At 62.3% G+C, this 18169-nt stretch carries 11 protein-coding genes and 1 pseudogene; 6 read left to right on the plus strand and 6 right to left on the minus strand.

From position 1 onward, the window contains the following. Window positions 1-62: 62 nt before the first annotated feature. Window positions 63-773: pseudogene (gene mnmD / locus ACEN42_RS26855) on the minus strand (tRNA (5-methylaminomethyl-2-thiouridine)(34)-methyltransferase MnmD); the annotation flags it as partial. A gap of 3 nt (window positions 774-776) precedes the next feature. Then, entirely contained in the window at window positions 777-1484 is a 708-nt protein-coding gene (locus ACEN42_RS26860) for a YceH family protein (protein WP_035505621.1), read from the minus strand. A 429-nt stretch (window positions 1485-1913) separates the two neighbouring features. Here ACEN42_RS26860 and ACEN42_RS26865 point away from each other — a divergent pair, with 429 nt between their 5' ends. Then, entirely contained in the window at window positions 1914-3389 is a 1476-nt protein-coding gene (locus ACEN42_RS26865) for a circularly permuted type 2 ATP-grasp protein (RefSeq protein ID WP_371883631.1), read from the plus strand. A 61-nt stretch (window positions 3390-3450) separates the two neighbouring features. Then, a complete protein-coding gene (locus ACEN42_RS26870) occupies window positions 3451-4476 on the plus strand; it encodes an alpha-E domain-containing protein (RefSeq protein WP_238216280.1) in 1026 nt (341 codons plus the stop codon). 10 nt (window positions 4477-4486) lie between these two features. Here ACEN42_RS26870 and ACEN42_RS26875 read toward each other — a convergent pair whose 3' ends face one another. Further along, window positions 4487-5566 (minus strand): putative zinc-binding metallopeptidase, encoded by a 1080-nt coding sequence (locus ACEN42_RS26875; protein ID WP_238216283.1) that lies wholly within the window; start codon window positions 5564-5566, stop codon window positions 4487-4489. A gap of 161 nt (window positions 5567-5727) precedes the next feature. On the opposite strand from ACEN42_RS26875, the gene ACEN42_RS26880 reads away from it, so the two are divergent. The 4 genes from ACEN42_RS26880 (at window position 5728) to ACEN42_RS26895 (ending at window position 13882) form a co-directional block, all read left to right on the plus strand. Then, window positions 5728-9195, plus strand: a complete 3468-nt coding sequence (locus tag ACEN42_RS26880) for a DUF2126 domain-containing protein (RefSeq protein ID WP_371883632.1) — start codon at window positions 5728-5730, stop codon at window positions 9193-9195. 37 nt (window positions 9196-9232) lie between these two features. Next, a complete protein-coding gene (locus ACEN42_RS26885; RefSeq protein ID WP_371883960.1) occupies window positions 9233-11857 on the plus strand; it encodes a circularly permuted type 2 ATP-grasp protein in 2625 nt (874 codons plus the stop codon). Beyond that, entirely contained in the window at window positions 11854-12750 is an 897-nt protein-coding gene (locus ACEN42_RS26890; RefSeq protein ID WP_371883633.1) for a transglutaminase N-terminal domain-containing protein, read from the plus strand. Before ACEN42_RS26885 ends, ACEN42_RS26890 begins: the two co-directional genes overlap by 4 nt. A 154-nt stretch (window positions 12751-12904) precedes the next feature. Continuing rightward, complete coding sequence (locus ACEN42_RS26895) at window positions 12905-13882, plus strand: aldo/keto reductase (RefSeq protein ID WP_371883634.1); 978 nt, start codon at window positions 12905-12907, stop codon at window positions 13880-13882. 30 nt (window positions 13883-13912) lie between these two features. On the opposite strand, the gene ACEN42_RS26900 is transcribed toward ACEN42_RS26895, so the two are convergent. The 3 genes from ACEN42_RS26900 to ACEN42_RS26910 form a co-directional block, all read right to left on the minus strand. Beyond that, window positions 13913-15469, minus strand: coding sequence for a phospholipase D family protein (locus ACEN42_RS26900; protein ID WP_371883635.1), 1557 nt, complete (start codon window positions 15467-15469; stop codon window positions 13913-13915). Between the two features lie 13 nt (window positions 15470-15482). Continuing rightward, window positions 15483-16823 carry a TAXI family TRAP transporter solute-binding subunit gene (locus ACEN42_RS26905; protein ID WP_238216293.1) on the minus strand — a complete coding sequence of 447 codons (1341 nt, stop codon included), beginning with the start codon at window positions 16821-16823 and terminating at the stop codon, window positions 15483-15485. Between the two features lie 170 nt (window positions 16824-16993). Further along, a complete protein-coding gene (locus tag ACEN42_RS26910) occupies window positions 16994-18058 on the minus strand; it encodes a hypothetical protein (RefSeq protein WP_371883636.1) in 1065 nt (354 codons plus the stop codon). Window positions 18059-18169: the final 111 nt, after the last annotated feature.

Raw genomic sequence — 18169 nt, forward strand, 5'->3', positions numbered from 1 at the left:
TCGTGCTTTCACAAGAACACGATCAACGCTTACGAATCAATAACCGATCGAGATTGAACTCGCTTGCCGACAAGCATTGCGCGCTTGCCGCCGAAGCCTGCGACCTTGAGATAGTCGAATCCGTTATCCCTGAGCGCGCGTTTGACGAGACCAGCGCTGGTATAGGTCGCGAATGTCGCATCTTCTCTGGCGATGCGTGCCAGCGACGCGAAGATGGCGGGCGTCCACATGTCGGGGTTCCTGGCTGGCGCGAAACCGTCGAGATAGATGGCGTCCGCTGAAAGGCCGTGGTCGGCGAGATGCGGCAAGAGCGTGCCGGCATCGCCGAAAGCGAGTGTCAACGTGACCGCGCCAGCGAGGAATGCCAGCCGATGCACGCCGGCTTCGAGCGGCGGCCATGCTGAAGCAAGCGCATCGGCGAGCTGCGCGACAGCGGTGTCGTCGATGATCGCCGCATGCGCGGCACGCAAATCGTTTGCGCTGAATGGATGCTTCTCTACCGACACGAATTCCAGTGCCGGCGAGCGTTGTGGATCGTCACGCCATGCCGCCCATGTCGCAAGGAAGTTGACGCCCATGCCGAAGCCCGTCTCGACCACGGTGAAGCGCGACTTTTTGCGCCAGCGCGCGGGCAAGCCATTGCCGTCGAGAAAAACATGGCGCGCCTGAGCGAGCGCGCCTGACGCGCTGTGATAGATGTCGTCGTGACGCGGTGAGTACGGCGTTCCGTCGTCACGAAACACGAGCGGCGCGGAGCTCAGCGGCTCATCCATCGTTCAGTCACCGGACGACGATTGATTCAGCGTAATACCCAATTCACTCGCCATTTGCTGAACCATCGCGCGCAATTGCGCGACTTCGTGAGTAAGGCGCTTTTGCTCGGACTTCAATGCTTCGAATTCGGAAAGCGAAAAGGATTCGCCGCCTGGCGTTTCGCGCAAAGGGATGTCGGCCAGGCTCACTTCGCCGCATAGCAGATGCATCCAGCGGCTTTCGCGTTCGCCGGGTGTGCGTGACAGCTTCACGACACGCGGCGGATCGTTGGCGGCAAGCTCATCGAGAAAGCTTTCGACCGATGATATGTCCGCAAACGAATGCAGCCTCGCACTGTTCGCGCGGAGTTCCGCCGCCGTTTGCGGGCCGCGCAGGAACAAGGTTGCAAGCAGCGCAACCGACTGGCTCGGCACGCCGAGCACACGATTCACGTTATGTTCGAAACGCGGCACCCGGCTACTGCTTCCTTCGAAAACGAGGCTCAGGCGCTTCAGGCCATCGATGGTCGTCAACACCTCGTCTTCGCTCACGTTCATCACCGGCGCGCGTGCGGTCTTCTGATTGCAGCCCGAAGTTAGGGAATTCAGCGAAAGAGGATATGTGTCCGGCACGGTATGCTGTTTCTCGACGAGCACGCCGAGCACGCGTGCTTCGAGAGGCGTAAGTTCGCGTAGAGTGGGACGGGGCGCGGCTTCGGAAGGGGTGTTCATGGGCGTGATTGACGTGCGATGAGACGCCTATGATACCGGCGCCGCACAGGGTTTCCGTATTTCGCGCACCGTCATGCAGCATGAAAATCAACCTTCGACTGTGCAACCGTCCTGCGCGATGCGCTTTTTTGGTGCAGACGGTTAAAAAGCCTGGCGCAGACGTACTTTATTCAAGGAGGTGGACCGCTCATATCATTGGCATTGAAGTTGCTTTTTCTCATTCGGCACTGGGCTGCCCGCGCAATCGATGTTCCACACTAAAAGGTGTGAGAGATCAAGAGAGCATCGCGCTACGAGGTCGCCTATCGACGTATCCAGAAGGCCGGATACGCCGCGTCTTTTGGCTCTTCAAGCGTTTCGCGAGTGCGACCAGTAATACGAGCGACGGGAACCGCCACCCCGGCATGCACTTCATTTGGAAGACCGGCTATGACGCAAGCATTCTTCAACGAGATGTTCGAGCGCAGCGATCTGGCGGCGCGCGGCCTGACGGCAGTGGCATTTCGCGGCGTCGGCGATCCACGCACGCACTACCGCGACTTCATGAACTGGCTCGCCGCCCAAAGCGAGCAGCAGATCGACATCAAGCGCGCGGAGGCGGATCTCAACTTCAGACGCGTTGGCATTACATTCGCGGTCTATGGAACGAGCGATCTTCCGGGCATCATTCCCGAGCGCACGATTCCCTTCGATGTCATTCCCCGCATCTTTCCGGCCGACGAATGGCGCTCATTGGAGCGCGGCTTGCGACAGCGCGTCAACGCGCTCAACCGTTTCATCCACGACATCTATCACGATCAGGACATCATCCGCGCGGGCATCATTCCCGAGGCGCAGATACTCGGCAACGCGCAATATCGTCCTCAGATGCGCGGCGTCGATGTCGCGCGCGATATATATGCGCATATCGCGGGAATCGATATCGTGCGCGCGGGACAGGGCGAGTTCTATGTGCTCGAGGATAACCTACGCGTTCCGTCGGGCGTGTCGTACATGCTGGAAAACCGCAAGATGATGATGCGGCTCTTTCCCGACCTCTTCGCGCGCAATCGCGTTGCGCCGGTCGCGCATTACCCCGATTTGCTGCTCGACACCTTGCGCGCGTCCGCGCCAGCCGCCGCCGCCGAGAATCCGACGATCGTCGTCATGACGCCGGGCATGTATAACTCGGCCTATTTCGAGCACGCGTTTCTCGCGCAGCAGATGGGCGTCGAGCTTGTCGAAGGACAGGATCTCTTCGTCAAGAACGACTACTTGTATATGCGCACCACGCAGGGGCCGCAGCGTGTCGATGTGATCTATCGCCGCGTCGATGATGACTTTCTCGATCCGCTGGTGTTCCGCCCGGATTCCGCGCTCGGCGTGCCGGGATTGATCGGCGCGTATCGCGCGGGCAATGTCTCGTTGTGCAATGCAGTGGGCACCGGTATCGCGGACGATAAGTCGATCTATCCCTACGTGCCGGACATGGTGCGTTTCTATCTCGGCGAAGAGCCGATCCTGAACAACGTCCCGACGTGGATGTGCCGCAAGCCCGACGATCTCGCGTACGTCCTCGATCATTTGCCCGAACTCGTCGTCAAGGAAACGCATGGCGCGGGCGGTTATGGGATGCTGGTTGGGCCTGCATCGACGACCGCGCAAATCGCCGAGTTTCGTGCGGTGCTTGAAGCGCATCCGGAGAAATACATCGCGCAGCCGACGCTCGCGCTCTCCACATGTCCGACGTATGTCGAGTCTGGTATTGCGCCGCGTCATATCGACCTGCGCCCCTTCGTGCTGTCGGGCACCGAAGTGCGCATGGTCCCGGGCGGTCTGACGCGCGTTGCGTTGCGCGAAGGCTCGCTCGTCGTGAATTCATCGCAGGGCGGCGGCACGAAGGACACTTGGGTATTGGAGCGCTAAGGAAAAGTTCTGAAGAAAACGCGGCGCCACTAAAGACAACGACAAACAACCGGAAACACCCATGCTGAGCCGTACCGCGGATCATCTCTTCTGGATGGCGCGCTATACCGAGCGCGCCGAAAACACTGCCCGGATGCTCGATGCGAACTATCAGCTCTCGCTTTTGCCGCAGTCCGACGAATATGCGGAACTCGGCTGGCGCGCGATGCTGTCGATATCGGAATTGAGCGGCATCTATTCGGCTGCGCACCACGGCATGAAAAGCCGCGAAGTGATCGACTTCATGGCGCGCGACTTATCGAACCCTTCATCGATCGTCAGTTGTTTGCGGGCCGCGCGCGAGAATGCGCGAGCCGTGCGCAGTTCCACCAATAGCGAGTTATGGGAATCGCTCAACACGACCTGGCTCGACTGCCAGCGCATGCTCGCTGACGGCATTCTTGAGCGCGAGCCTTATACCTTCTTCGAGTGGGTGAAGTTTCGCTCGCATCTGTCGCGCGGGGTTCAGCTCGGCACGCTCGTGAAGGACGACGCGTTTTATTTCATGCGTCTCGGGACTTTCATCGAACGCGCGGACAATACGGCGCGAATTCTCGACGTCAAGTTCGAAATGATGGAACAGCGCGCCGATACTTCGGCACAACCGTTCGATTATCACCACTGGGTGGCAGTACTTGGCTCGGTATCGGGCTTCGAGGTGTATCGGCGGGTTTATCGTGATGTCATTACGCCGGAACGCGTTGCGGGGCTTCTGATTCTTTATGGCGACTGGCCGCGTTCACTCGCAGCGAGCATCGCGGAAGCGGAGCAACTGATCGGGCAGGTGACGAAAGGGCGCGATACCGAAGCGACGCGACTCGCCGCGCAACTGAGCGCGGAATTGAAGAACGGGCGCATCCGCGACATTCTCCGAGGCGGGTTGCACGCTTACCTTGTGGACTTTCTCGCTCGCGTGAACGATCTCGCGGGCCGCGTGAGCCGCGAGTTTCTGTTGCCGATCGCACCGGAGCCGGAGCCCGAGCCGCCCACGCAGACCCAGACCCAGACCCAGACGCAAACTCAGACTCAGACGCAAGGCAAAGGCTGAGCGAGTGCCATCAGCGCTTGGCCGCCGCCGCGACGACGCGATGCACGAAGCGCAGTTTGTCGATGACGGCCGGCGCAAGCGTGAAGGGATATCCGTCCGGCATGCCAAGACTGCGATTCAAACTGTTCAGGACATAAGTGAGCGGAAACCAGCGTTTCATCAGGTTATCGAACGTAGTTTCCTCGACCGGTGTCTGGTCGGTGAGCGTGGGCTCGTGCGGACTGTCGGGCACGAGCACGAGGCCGCAGGAAACGGCAGTGTCGAGCGTATCGACGATATGCAGGTAATGCGCCCACGTTTCCGCCCAGTCTTCCCAGGGATGCATCGTGGCATAGGCGCTGATGAAGTTGTCTTCCCATTGAACGGGCGGACCTTCCTTGTAATGACGATCGAGCGCGGCGGCGTAGTCGGCTTGTTCATCGCCGAATGCGGTGCGAAACGGCGCGATGCGCGCGGTGTCGCCGATCAGGCGATCGAAAAAGTAATGCCCGGATTCATGGCGGAAATGACCGAGCAATGTGCGATACGGCTCGTGAAGCGCGGAGCGTGTTTTCTCTCGATGCGCATCGTCGGCTTCGGCGATGTTGAGCGTGATGATGCCGTTGTTATGACCCGTCATCACGCCGTGGCCTTGCGCGTCGCCTTCGAGAAACTGAAATTCGAGGCCGCGTTCGGGATCTTCCTGACGCGACTTCACAGAAAGGCCCAGCTCCGAAAAGGTATACAGCAGGCGGCGCTTGGCGGCTTCGATGCGATACCAGTAGACGCGATTCTCCGGATTCGACAGGTTGGGAATGGTGCTCGTCAACTGGCACGAGCAGCAGAGCGTATCAAGGGTATCGGGCGTATCGGCATCGGGCGCGGGGACGACCCAGTTGCAGACATTTTCGACCGCGTAGTTATGGCACGGCCGGTAGAAGAGATCACTCGCAAGAGGATGAAGGCTGCGCCAGCGGCCGTCTTCGGTGTCCTCGAAGGCGCTGATCTGATTGATCTCGGGCACGTAACCGAGCCGCGCGCCGCAGTTTTCGCAATGCGTGTTTTCGAAGAAAACGAGTTGGTTGCAACGGTTGCAGTGAAAGGTCTTCATCGTGTGGTCGGTGGAAGTGTTATCGCGCGATGTGCGGTGCGCGCTGTAGGCGGTGTAGACGCAATCATCATGCCGCGAAAAGGCCGTTTTTCCATGACAAGCAGAAAAAGCGTTGCAGCGCGCGTTGCGTGCACGGCGTCAATTGAACAAAGGAGTCCGGCGTGTCCATTCGTGTCGCACTGAACCATGTCACGCATTATCGTTATGACCGGCTCGTCGGTCTGTCGCCGCAGGTTGTCCGTTTGCGGCCCGCGCCGCATTGCCGTACGCCGATCGTGTCGTATTCGATGCGCGTCGAGCCCGAGGACCATTTCATCAACTGGCAGCAGGACGCGTTCGCGAACTATCAGGCGCGCCTTGTTTTCCCCGAGAAAACGCGCGAATTCAAGGTGACGGTCGATCTCGTCGCCGAAATGGCCGTATATAACCCGTTCGATTTCTTTCTCGAACCGACCGCCGAGAAGTTTCCGTTTGCGTACGCGCCCGAGTTGCTGCACGATCTCGCGCCTTACATGGTCAAGTGCGAGCTGACGCCGCGCTTTGCGGCATTCGTCGAAAGTATCGATCGCTCTCCGCTCGCCACGATGGATTACCTCGTCGCGCTCAATCAGCGGCTTTCCCATGAGATTCGTTATCTGATCCGCATGGAGCCGGGTGTGCAGACACCGGAAGAAACGCTCGAAAGCGCGGCCGGCTCGTGCCGCGATTCGGGCTGGCTGCTCGTCGAGACGCTGCGCCATCTCGGCCTGGCCGCGCGCTTCGTGTCGGGTTATCTGCTGCAACTCGCGCCCGATGTCAAATCGCTCGATGGTCCCAGCGGCACCGAAGTGGACTTCACCGATCTGCATGCATGGTGCGAAGTGTTTCTGCCGGGCGCGGGCTGGATCGGTTTCGATCCGACGTCCGGCCTGCTCGCGGGTGAAGGACATATTCCCGTCGCGTGCACGCCGGAGCCGGACAGTGCTGCGCCGGTCTCGGGCGCGGTGGAAAAATGCGAAGTCGAATTCGATCACGCGATGTCGATCGAGCGTGTGCGCGAAACGCCGCGCGTCACGAAGCCGTACAGCGAGGAAGACTGGAGCGCGGTGCTGCGCATGGGCGAGCAGGTCGATGCGCAATTGAGCGCGTCGGACGTGCGGCTCACGATGGGAGGCGAACCGACTTACGTGTCGGTACGCGATCGCGACGAGCCGGAATGGAACACCGACGCGCTCGGCCCGACCAAGCGCGCCTACGCTGTTTCGCTGATGGACAAGCTGCGCGCGCAGTACGGCGCGCGTGGCTTCCTGCATATCGGACAGGGCAAGTGGTATCCGGGCGAGCAATTGCCGCGCTGGGCGCTGTCGCTGTTCTGGCGCGCGGACGGCGAACCGTGCTGGCGCGATCCGGCGCTCTTCGCGGATGAACGTCAGCCTGCCTCATATACGTCGGATGACGCCGCGCGCTTCATGCACCATCTCGCGGGCAAGCTTTCTTTGGATTCAAAATACATTCAACCAGGGTACGAGGACACGTTGTACTACCTGTGGCGCGAGCGCCGCTTGCCGATGAACGTCGATCCGTTCGACTCGCGCCTCGGCGATGAACTGGAACGCGCCCGTCTGCGTCGTGTGTTCGACGCGGGTTTGCCGTCTGTCACCGGCTACGCATTGCCGATCGCGCGTGAAGAAGGCGCCGGGGCGCAGCCGGCGCGCTGGGTGAGCGGGCCGTGGTTCTTCCGCGACGAGCGCATGTATCTGGTTCCGGGCGACTCGCCGATGGGATACCGCGTGCCGCTCGACTCGCTGCCGTGGGTCTCGGAAGGCGATTACCCGTGGCAGCACACGCACGACCCGTTCGCGCCGTCCACGCCATTGCGCACGGCGACTGAATTACGCATGCAATATGCGGATCTGGATAATGAATCGCGCATGCAAAATGCCGATGCGGGCGTGGCGGGGCGCGCGGGAGCATCGGGTAAATCTGGTGAGTCGGGTACGCTCGCATCGAGTGAATCGCGCGATCGCAAGCCGCAACGAGGCGAATCGGCTGGCTGGATCGCGCGCATCGCGCTGTGCGTGGAGGCACGCGATCCATCGCGCGCGGCCGGTCCCAAAGCGGAAGCCGACGCCCTCAAAAAGCTCGGCAACGGCAACAAGCTCATGCATGTCTTCATGCCGCCGCTTACCTCGCTCGATGACTATCTCGATCTTCTGACTGCCGTCGAAGCGACCTCCGCCGATCTGAAGATTCCGGTGATCGTCGAAGGCTATCCGCCGCCGCGCGATGCGCGCCTCAAGATGTTGCAGGTGACGCCCGACCCTGGCGTGATCGAGGTGAATATTCATCCGGCGGCGAACTGGAACGATCTCGTCGAACACACGGAGTTTCTCTATAACGCGGCGCACGAGTCATATCTGAGCCCGGAGAAGTTCATGCTCGACGGCCGCCATACCGGAACCGGCGGCGGCAATCACTTCGTGCTCGGTGGCGCGACGCCTGCCGACAGTCCTTTCCTGCGCCGTCCCGATCTGCTCGCGAGCCTGATCCGCTATTGGCACAACCATCCTTCGTTGTCGATGCTGTTCTCGGGCCTTTTCATCGGTCCGACCAGTCAGGCGCCGCGCGTCGACGAAGCGCGCAACGATCAGGTTTATGAACTGGAGATCGCGTTCGCCGAATTGCAGCGTCAGCTCGACCTGCTCGGCGGCCGCGACAGTGCGACCGTGCCGCCGTGGCTCATCGATCGCATTCTGCGCAACATCCTGATCGATGTGACGGGCAATACGCATCGCGCGGAGTTCTGCATCGACAAGCTGTATTCGCCCGATGGCCCGACCGGCAGGCTCGGCTTGCTGGAACTGCGTGGCTTCGAGATGCCGCCGCATGCCCGCATGAGTCTCGTGCAGCAACTGCTGTTGCGTGCGCTCGTCGCGCGATTCTGGGACACACCCTATACCGCGCGCCTCACGCGCTGGGGCACGGAACTGCATGATCGCTTCATGCTCCGCACCTTCGTGCAGATGGACTTCGATGACGTGCTCGCGGAACTGCGCGAAGCGGGCTTCGCATTCGAGCAAAGCTGGTTCGCACCGCACTTTGAATTCCGTTTCCCGCTGGTCGGCGGATACGATACGAACGGCATCGCGCTCACGATTCGCAATGCGCTCGAACCGTGGCATGTGATGGGTGAAGAAGGCGCCATTGGTGGCACGGTGCGCTTCGTGGACTCGTCCGTCGAACGTCTCGAAGTGCGCGTGCTCGGGCTGAATGGCAATCGACATGTCGTGACCGTGAACGGCGAGACGTTGCCGCTGCAACCGACTGGACGCGTAAGCGAATACGTCGCGGGCGTGCGCTTTCGCGCTTGGTCGCAGGCGGCGTCGCTGCATCCTACGATCGAGGCGCATGCGCCGCTCACTTTCGATATCGTCGATACATGGACGGGACGCGCGATCGGCGGGTGCCAGTATCACGTCGCGCATCCGGGCGGGCGCAACTATCAGACCTTCCCGATCAACGCGTATGAAGCGGAAAGCCGCAGGCGCGCACGTTTCTTCGCGACGGGTCATACGCCCGGCGCGATGCACGTCGAAGCCCGCAAACGCAGCCTCGAATTCCCGTTCACGCTCGACCTGCGCTATCGTTGAAATGCATTCATCATTCGAATAACGAACATTGACGACATTGGCTTATCAATCGACCTTACCCTTCGATACCGCCGCGGCGCGCATCGATGCGCTCGCGCTGCTGCGCACGCTGCCCGCGCGTGAAGGGCACTGGGACGAACTGCGCGACACGGCGGGCCAGTTGCGCGAGCCGTGGCGGCACTTCTTCGAGTTGCTCGGCGAGCAGGGCATCGCGCGGCTCGACGATGGTGTAAGCGCCGTCGCGCAGCAGGTGCGCGACAACGACATCACGTATAACGTTTATGCCGACAACGGCAAGCCGCGTGCGTGGTCGCTGGATCTTTTGCCGCTCATCATCGATGAAGAAGAATGGGCGTTGATCGAACGCGGCGTCGCGCAACGCGCACGCCTGATGGAAGCGATCGTCGCGGATGTCTACGGCCCGCAGACGCTGCTGCAACGCGGGCTATTGCCCAGCGCGCTCGTGTTCGGACACCCAGGCTATCTGCGCGCAGTGAAGGGTTTCGTGCCGCCCTTCGGCCGCTTTCTGCAGATCGTCGCGGTGGATCTCGCGCGTGCGCCATCGGGCGCGTGGACGGTCGTCGCGCATCGGACGGAAGTGCCTTCGGGGCTCGGCTATGCGCTGGAAAATCGCATGATCGTCGCGAGCCTTTTTGCCGAACCGTTTCGTGCAATGCGCGTGAGCCGTCTTGCGGCGACCTATTCGCAACTCATCGCGACCATCGCGCAAGCCGCGCGCGCGACGATGCGCGATGACGAAGACGGCCGCAGCGATGCATCGAACGACGCGCCGCATATCGCGTTGCTGAGCCCGGGTCCGTTCAGCGAAACTTATTTCGAGCATGTGTTTCTCGCGCGTTATCTCGGCGTGACGCTCGTCGAAGGCAAGGATCTCACGGTTCGCCATGACAAGCTCTATCTCAAGACGCTCGCCGGCCTGTCGCGCGTGCATGCGGTCTTGCGGCGCCTGGACGATGCGTTTTGCGATCCCGTCGAACTGCGCGCCGATTCCACGATCGGCGTGCCTGGCCTGTTGCAGGTGATGCGCGCGGGCAATGTGATGGTGTCGAACATGCCGGGGGCGGGCTTCACGGAATCGCCCGCGCTCAATGCATTTCTGCCGGGCATCGCGCAGGCATTGCTGGACGAAGAACTCGAATTGCCGACCGTGCCGACATGGTGGTGCGGCGAGCAGGCCGCGCGCCGCGAGGTCTTCGAGCGCGTCGGCAGCGCGCTCATTGCGCCGACGTGGCCGGGCCCTGAGGCCGAACACGTGCCGGGCATCGATGCGGGCGTCCAGGATATTGCGGCATGGCGCGAGCGCATCGAACGCGCGCCTGATGTCTTCACGGTGCAGGAGGATCTGCCGTTCTCCAGTGCGCCGCGCTTTCACGATGGTGCGATCGGATCGCGTCCCTGCGTGCTGCGCGCCTACGCGATCGCCAACATCGATGGAAGCTGGAGCGTGATGCCGGGCGGCTTCACACGACTCGCGGCCGACAAGCGCGCGACAGTGTCCATGCAATTCGGCGGCAGCAGCGTCGATACCTGGGTGATGTCGAGCCAGCCCGGAGGGTCGGTCTCGTTGCTGCCCACGCCGATGAAGCCGGGCGATTTGCGCAAGCATCGCATCGTATCGAGCCGCGCCGCGGAAAATCTCTTCTGGGCCGGGCGTTACGGCGAACGCGCAGAAAACAACGTGCGGGTGTGCCGTCTTTTACTCGGGATGCTCGATGGCAGCGTCGCCGAGGAACTCTTCCCGACACTCGTGGAACTCGCGTCGGAATGCGGGCTGATTCCATCGGTCGATACGCTCGCGCGCAGCACGCCGCAAGCGTTCGAGCGCGTGCTCGTCGCGGGGCTGCCGGAATCGGGCAGAGCGACGAGCATCGGCAACAATCTCGCGGATCAGGCCCGCGCATGCGGCGAGATACGCGACCGGCTATCGACGGATCACTGGCGCACGATTCTCGCTTCGCGCAACGACTTTCGCGATGCGCTCGCGCGCCTCGTGTTCAGCGATCCCCCTGACGAAAGCACGGTGCGCATCGGTCGCGACTATGATCGTCTGATGCTTGCGAGCGCACTCGAGCAACTCGCGACGCAACTGTCCGCGATCAGCGGCGCACAGGGCGATCGCATGACGCGCGACCAGGCGTGGCGGCTGCTCTTTATCGGGCGGCATATCGAACGCGTCTCGACGATGGCGACGATTCTGCGCGTGGTCGCCGAGCGCGGCACGCTCGCATCGCCTGCAGGCTTCGATCTGCTCCTGCAACTCTTCGACAGCACGCTCACGTATCGTTCGCTCTATCCGGGCAGACTCGAAGTGCCGGCGCTGATCGATCTGATCGTGGTGGATCAAACCAATCCGCGCGGACTCTATGGCGTGTACGCGCGCCTGCGCACGAAGCTCGACGAAATCGCAGCCGCTGCGGGCGGCGCACGCCGCGCACAAGCGACGCGTTTCGCGGACCTGCTCGTTCACGCCGATGCATTGCCGGATCTCACCGCACTGTGCGAGACGGATGAGAACGGCCTGCACGATGCGTTGATCGCGCTATGCGACAGGCTCGTGGCATCGGTTTTCGCGGCATCGAATGAAGTGAGCGCGCGCTACTTCAGTCACGCGAACACGCTTTCCGCGCAGGTGTCGTCATGAGTCTCGGCATGAACGGTACCGTGCTTGCGGTGACGCATCGCACGACCTATCGCTATTCGACGCCGGTCGAAATCGCGCAGCATCTCGCGACCATTCGCCCGTTGCATTGCCCGTGGCAGCAGGTGATTTCGCATACAGAGCGCATCGAGCCGGTGCCGTCTTATGTACATAGCCGCGTCGATGCATTCGGCAATGACGTGCTGTACTTCTCGCTCGACGCGCCGCACGAACGTCTTTCGATGACGAGCGAAACCACGGTGCGGCTCACGCCGCGCTGGAATGCGCTCGATGCAGAGGCCACGCCGCCGTGGGAAACCGTCGCGCAACGGATGCGCTATCGGGCCGGCGAGTCGTTCTATCCGGAGAGCGAGTTTTGTTATGCGTCGCCTAATATCTCGCTCGATCATGAATTGCGCGCCTATGCGCAAGCGAGTTTCGATGCGGGCACGCCGCTCGTTGCGGGCGCCATCGACCTGATGCATCGCATTCACGAGGACTTCGAATACAAGCCATCGGCCACCGCGTTCGATACGCCCGCATCGCGCGCGTTCGAATTGCGTCATGGCGTGTGCCAGGATTTCTCGCAAGTGATGATCGGCTGTCTGCGTTCGCTCGGGCTGCCGGCGCGCTACGTGAGCGGCTACTTGCGCAACGATCCGCCGCCGGGGCATGCGCGTCTGATCGGCGCGGATGCATCGCATGCGTGGGTATCGGTGCATTGTCCGCAAAGCGGATGGATCGATCTCGATCCGACCAATGACGTGCTCGCGGACCTCGATCATGTCACGCTTGCGACGGGGCGTGATTACAGTGACGTGTCGTTATTGCGCGGGATGATACTCGGCGGTGGCGCGCATCATGTGGATGTGGCGGTGAATGTGCTGGCGCTTTGATGGTCGATTCGCTCGCGATGCATCGATCTTCGCGCACGGCCGACCGGGTTCGAGAAAGCAGGCTGCGCGATAGTGAGTTAATGTTTTACGCTTCGTCGTTCATGCGCGAGCGCGCCTGCGCATACCCTTTCGCTTTGCAAGGAGATTTCGCACGATGGAATACGTGAAACTGGGTTCGACCGGCCTCGACGTGTCGCGGCTCTGTCTTGGTTGCATGACTTACGGCGTGCCCGATCGCGGCACGCATCCGTGGACGCTCGATGAGGAAAAGAGTCGTCCGCTCATCAAGGAGGCGCTCGAAGCGGGCATCAATTTCTTCGATACGGCCAACACTTATTCGGACGGCACGTCGGAAGAAATCGTCGGACGCGCGCTGCGCGATTTCACGAAACGCGACGACATCGTGATTGCGACGAAAGTCTTCAATCGTATGCGTCCCGGACCGAATGGCATGGGGCTATCGCGCAAGGCGATCTTCAACGAAATCGACAACAGCCTGAAGCGCCTTGGCACCGACTACGTCGATCTGTTTCAGATCCATCGCTGGGATTACCGGACGCCGATCGAGGAAACGCTCGAAGCGCTGCACGATGTCGTGAAGGCAGGCAAGGCGCGTTATATCGGCGCGTCATCGATGTATGCGTGGCAGTTCAGCAAGGCGCTCTACACATCGCGTGCGAACGGCTGGGTCGAATTCAGGACGATGCAGAATCATTTGAATCTGCTGTATCGCGAGGAAGAGCGGGAGATGATCCCGCTTTGCAAGGACCAGGGCATCGGCATGCTGCCGTGGAGTCCGCTCGCGCGCGGACGTCTCACGCGCGAATGGGACGCGACGAGCGCGCGTCAGAAATCGGATGCGTTCGGCAGCACGCTCTATCGCACGGACGATGCCGATCGCGCGGTGGTCGAAGCCGTGGCCGCGGTGGCGAAGGCGCGCGGCGTGCCGCGTGCGCAAGTGGCGCTCGCATGGGTCGCGCAGAAGGCGCCGGTGAGCGCGCCGATCATCGGGGCATCGAAGCCGAATCATGTGAGCGACGCGGTCGCGGCGTTGACGCTCAATCTCACTGCCGATGAGATCGCGCAACTCGAAGCGCCCTATGTGCCGCATGCGGTCGCGGGTTTCAAATGAAGCGGCGATGAACGCCGGGAAGCGCGCGGTTCACAACTGCGATTCGATAGGCAGGATGCCCAGCATCCAGATGCCCGCGCGCTTCATCGCAGACACACCCGGCTCGCTGTCGAGCTGGGTCGTGTTGCCGTTGGCGTCGGTGTCGATCCATACCATGCGCGTGCCGCCGTTGCCATCATCGAGCAATTCGACACGCCACGCGATGCGATCGATATTCGCGCCGATGCCATCCGCCACTTCTTCGGCCGCCTCCGCGCTTTCGCAATAGACGCCGATCTCCGTATTCAACTCCACGGAACGCGGGTCGAGGTTCATCGAGCCGATGAAGATGCGCTTGCGGTCGAACACATAGGTCTTCGCGTGCAGCGACGCCTTCGACGATCCGAACGTGGACTTCTTCACGGTCTTGTCGTTACCCGTCGATGCGACGGGCTTGAGTTCATACAGGCGCACGCCCGCTTCGAGCATGTCCTTGCGATAGCGCTGATAGCCCGCATGCACTGCGGCGACATCGGTGGCAGCGAGCGAATTCGTGAGCACGGTGACGCGCACGCCGCGCGATGTCATCGACCGCAGCCATCGCACGCCTTCATCGCGGGGCACGAAATACGGCGACACGATCAGCATGTCCTTGTCGGGATCGAGATTCAATGCCTTGAATTGCGACATCAGATGGCCTTCGGTGTCGCCGGGCGCGCGCGTGATCTTCGCGGGATCGTCGTAGAGCAGCGTCGCCTTGCCCCACGAAAACGAGGCGTCGCGCTGCTGGATCACGCTCGCGAGACGCGCACGCACTTGCGCCACATAGGGCGAATGCGTCTCCGACAACAGATAGGCATTGAGCTTCTCGCGATAACCCGCAAGCGCGTCGGGATCGGCGGTACGTCGCATCAGGTTATCGATCGGATAGGCCGCATCCGAGTTCCAGTAAAGATCGAATGCTGTCGATACCTCGGGCACGACAGGCCCGTGCACGAGCACGTCGAGATCGCCGAACGCGACCGTGCTCGATGCGCCGAAGTATTCGTCGCCGATATTGCGGCCGCCGAGAATCGCGGCCTGGTTATCGGCGATGAGCGCCTTGTTATGCATGCGACGGTTCACGCGAAAGAACTCGGCGGCCGAGCCCAGTTTTTTGAACGTGCGATTGGCCACCGGATTGAAAAGCCGCACCTGCACGTTCGGATGCGATGCGAGCGCGAGCAGGATCTGATCGTCGGCGTTGGTGCCGAGGTCGTCGAGCAACAGGCGCACGCGCACGCCGCGATCGGCGGCACGCATGATCGATGCGGCCATCTCGCGGCCCGTCAGATCGTCGTGCCAGATGTAGTACTGGAGATCGAGCGTGCGATCGGCGGTCTCGCTCAGTATCACGCGCGCGATGAGCGCATCCGTGCCATCCGATAACAAGTGAAACGCATTGTCGCCGGGATGCGCGGCCTCGCTCGCGGCGAAGGCTGCGCCGAGGCGCGTGTTCGCGGTATCGGTGAGGGCGTGCGTCTCCACGCGTCCGGTTTGAGGCGGAAGGCTCGCGCATGCCGACATCAGCAGCATCGCCGTAACAGCGAACCATGTACGAAGTTTCATCGTGCATCCTCGGTTAGGCCATGCTCTTGTCTCGCCGCGACGCTTCGGTCAAGCGCGAGCGCACGAAGCTGACATGCTCGCGCAGGACGTAGAGCGCATCGGCGTGAGCGAGCGGCAGCCTGATCGTATCCAGCGATTCCTCGATGTAATCGAGTTCGACCAGCAACGCGCGGCGCTCTTCTTCACTGGTCACGCGCATCGCGCCGCGCTCCACCGCGATCAGCGCGCCGTAATAACGATAGATGCGCGAGCGCACGCGCCATCGATACAGCGCGGGCACGAGCCGTAGCGCGGGAAAGATCAGCACCGCGACGGGCAGCAACAGCACGAGCGCGCGATCCGCGATATTCGCGAGCCAGAACGGCAGCGTTCGATAAAGAAAGCTTTTGCCCGAGCGGTAATAGCGGCTGGCATCCTCGCTGATCGGAAACTCGTGCGCGACGGGACTCGGGAACTGCCCCGCGCGTTGCAGCAAGCCAGCCGTGCCGTGCACTTCCTGCGCCGCTTCGATGAGCAGGTCGGATAACGCCGGATGCAAGGTCGGCCGCGCGACCAGCTCGACTGTCGGACTGATCAGATGCACGGACTCCGGCGGGATGCGCCGGCCGAGGTCGAGCACGCCGGGGGGCAGCTCGATATCGTCGAGATAAGGGAAAAGGCGCGTATATGCGAGGGCTTCGTTGAAGTCCATCACCGAGATGCCGGGCACGCGCAAGAGGCGCAGCATCAAGCCGCGCGTCGCGGAGTCGCCGGAGAGAAAGACCGCGTCGGCTTCGTTGCTGACGAGTTGCGTGGCGGCTTGCAGGCCGTCGGTCGGCAGAAGCTTCGTATCGCCGCCCGGATAGATGCCGTTGGCTTCCAACAGCTTCAGTGAGAGCGTGCGTGTGCCGCTGCCTTCGCGGCCGATCGCGATGCGCTTGCCTTCCAGTTGCGACAGCAGCGTGAGTCCCTTGCCACGATAGAACACGACGAGCGGCACATACGACACGCTGCCGAGCGACATGAGCTTCGACGCTTCTTCCCTCGTCGCGATACCGCCTTGCACGAGCGCGAGATCGACGTGTTGCTTAGGATCGAGCAGACGTTCGAGGTTCTGCACGGAGCCGTCCGAGGGCAGCACTTTCAGCGTGATGCCGTTACGCGCGAGCAGCTTCGCGTATTCCTGCGAGATGACGTAGAACGAGCTGTCGGGCTGGCCCGCGCTCATCGTGATGGTTTTGGGCGGCGCGGGATCGACGAGCCAGTAGACGAGCGCGACGATGATCGCTATGACCAGCACGACGGGACCGGCCGTCCACGTGATGTCGTGCAGGACGCCTTTTGCATGATCGCGAGGCAGATGCGGGCGTTTCATGCCATGCCTCGTCATGAGCGTGCGATGGTGACTGCTTGTGTGCCGGGAAAGACATGGAGCATGTCGTGTCTGTGTCGGAAGCGGCGTTGTTTCGCAGTGTAACGCGAGGTGCGCACAAAACGAGAAGGCCGGCGCGCATGCGGCCGGCCTTCGTTTTCGTCGATGCCCGCTTATGCCCAGTGAGCGGGAATCCAGAAGCGGCCGACCCAATGGCCCGGGATCAGGACCGCGCGGTGCGGCACGACATAAACCACCTTGGCGGGCGGCGGCGGTGCGACATACACCGTCTTGACCGGAGCGGGGGCCGGCGCGACCACCACGGTCTTGACCGGAGCCGGGGCCGGTGCGACGACCACCGTCTTGGCGGGCGGCGGCGGAGGCGGCGTGACCACGACCGTCGAAGAGGCCGGGGGCGGTGCGACTACCACGGTCGTCGAAGACGGCGGGGGCGGCACGATCACCGGCGCGGCAATGACCGTCGTCCCGGTGACGACCGGCGCGGTGGCAACCACCGTCGTGCTCGACGTGACCGTGCCGCCCCCGACGACCGTCGTGCTGTGCGAGCCGTTCGTGACCGTCGCGGTGCCCGAGGTCGTGACCACGCCCGGCGCTACGCTCGTCGCGCTGCCTGAATGCGCCACCGTGCCGCCATTCGCTGTGTTCACGGTGCCGGAGCGGTTGCACGTATAACCCGCGCAGTTCGTCGATGCGGAGTGCGTCGACGTGTTGCCGTTCGGCCCAGTCACCGAGCCCGACGACGAGTATTGTCCGGGCGCCGTGCGCGTCACGGTATCGCTGCCGGTCGCGGTCTTGCCGTTCGGGCCGGTCGCGCTGCCGTTGTGCGAGCAACTGCCGCCGGCGCAGCTCGTGTCGCCTGCGTGCTGCACCGAGCGGCCGTTCGGGCCGTAGGCGGTGCCGGAGTTGGAGAACTGGCCGGGCGCGGTGCGCGTCACGGTGCCGGAGTTGGTGCCGACTCGGCCCCACGGATTTTCGACGGCGCCCGCATGCGAGCAGCTTCCGCCGCCGCAGGAACCGACGTGCGCGCCCTGATATTCGCCGCGGCCGGTGTAGGCCGTGCCGCCGCGCGCCCATCCAGCGAAGGCGGAACTGCTGCACAGCGTGAGGGCGGCTGCGGCCGCGACGACCAGCAACTGGCGCACGCGGCTCTTGCCGGAACTCGCGTCGGAGGCGGAAGCAACGCGGACGTTTGAAGCGAAAGTCGATCTGTTTTTCACGGGATGTCCTTCTCGGTTCTCAAGGCCACGTTGCGTTTCGTGTGGCGACGGAAGTGACTATAGAGAAGGGCACACGCGAAGTCCCGCGGTAACTTATTTCACGCCATGTCA

The organism is Caballeronia sp. S22, from assembly GCF_964261745.1.
GTDB lineage: Bacteria > Pseudomonadota > Gammaproteobacteria > Burkholderiales > Burkholderiaceae > Caballeronia > Caballeronia jiangsuensis.

What these genes read in the sequence shown, in the direction of transcription:
- ACEN42_RS26860 (WP_035505621.1), bottom strand. Translation starts at nt 1,484, where the DNA reads ATGAACACCCCTTCCGAAGCCGCGCCCCGTCCCACTCTACGCGAACTT.
- ACEN42_RS26865 (WP_371883631.1), top strand. Translation starts at nt 1,914, where the DNA reads ATGACGCAAGCATTCTTCAACGAGATGTTCGAGCGCAGCGATCTGGCG.
- ACEN42_RS26870 (WP_238216280.1), top strand. Translation starts at nt 3,451, where the DNA reads ATGCTGAGCCGTACCGCGGATCATCTCTTCTGGATGGCGCGCTATACC.
- ACEN42_RS26875 (WP_238216283.1), bottom strand. Translation starts at nt 5,566, where the DNA reads ATGAAGACCTTTCACTGCAACCGTTGCAACCAACTCGTTTTCTTCGAA.
- ACEN42_RS26890 (WP_371883633.1), top strand. Translation starts at nt 11,854, where the DNA reads ATGAGTCTCGGCATGAACGGTACCGTGCTTGCGGTGACGCATCGCACG.
- ACEN42_RS26895 (WP_371883634.1), top strand. Translation starts at nt 12,905, where the DNA reads ATGGAATACGTGAAACTGGGTTCGACCGGCCTCGACGTGTCGCGGCTC.
- ACEN42_RS26900 (WP_371883635.1), bottom strand. Translation starts at nt 15,469, where the DNA reads ATGAAACTTCGTACATGGTTCGCTGTTACGGCGATGCTGCTGATGTCG.
- ACEN42_RS26905 (WP_238216293.1), bottom strand. Translation starts at nt 16,823, where the DNA reads ATGAAACGCCCGCATCTGCCTCGCGATCATGCAAAAGGCGTCCTGCAC.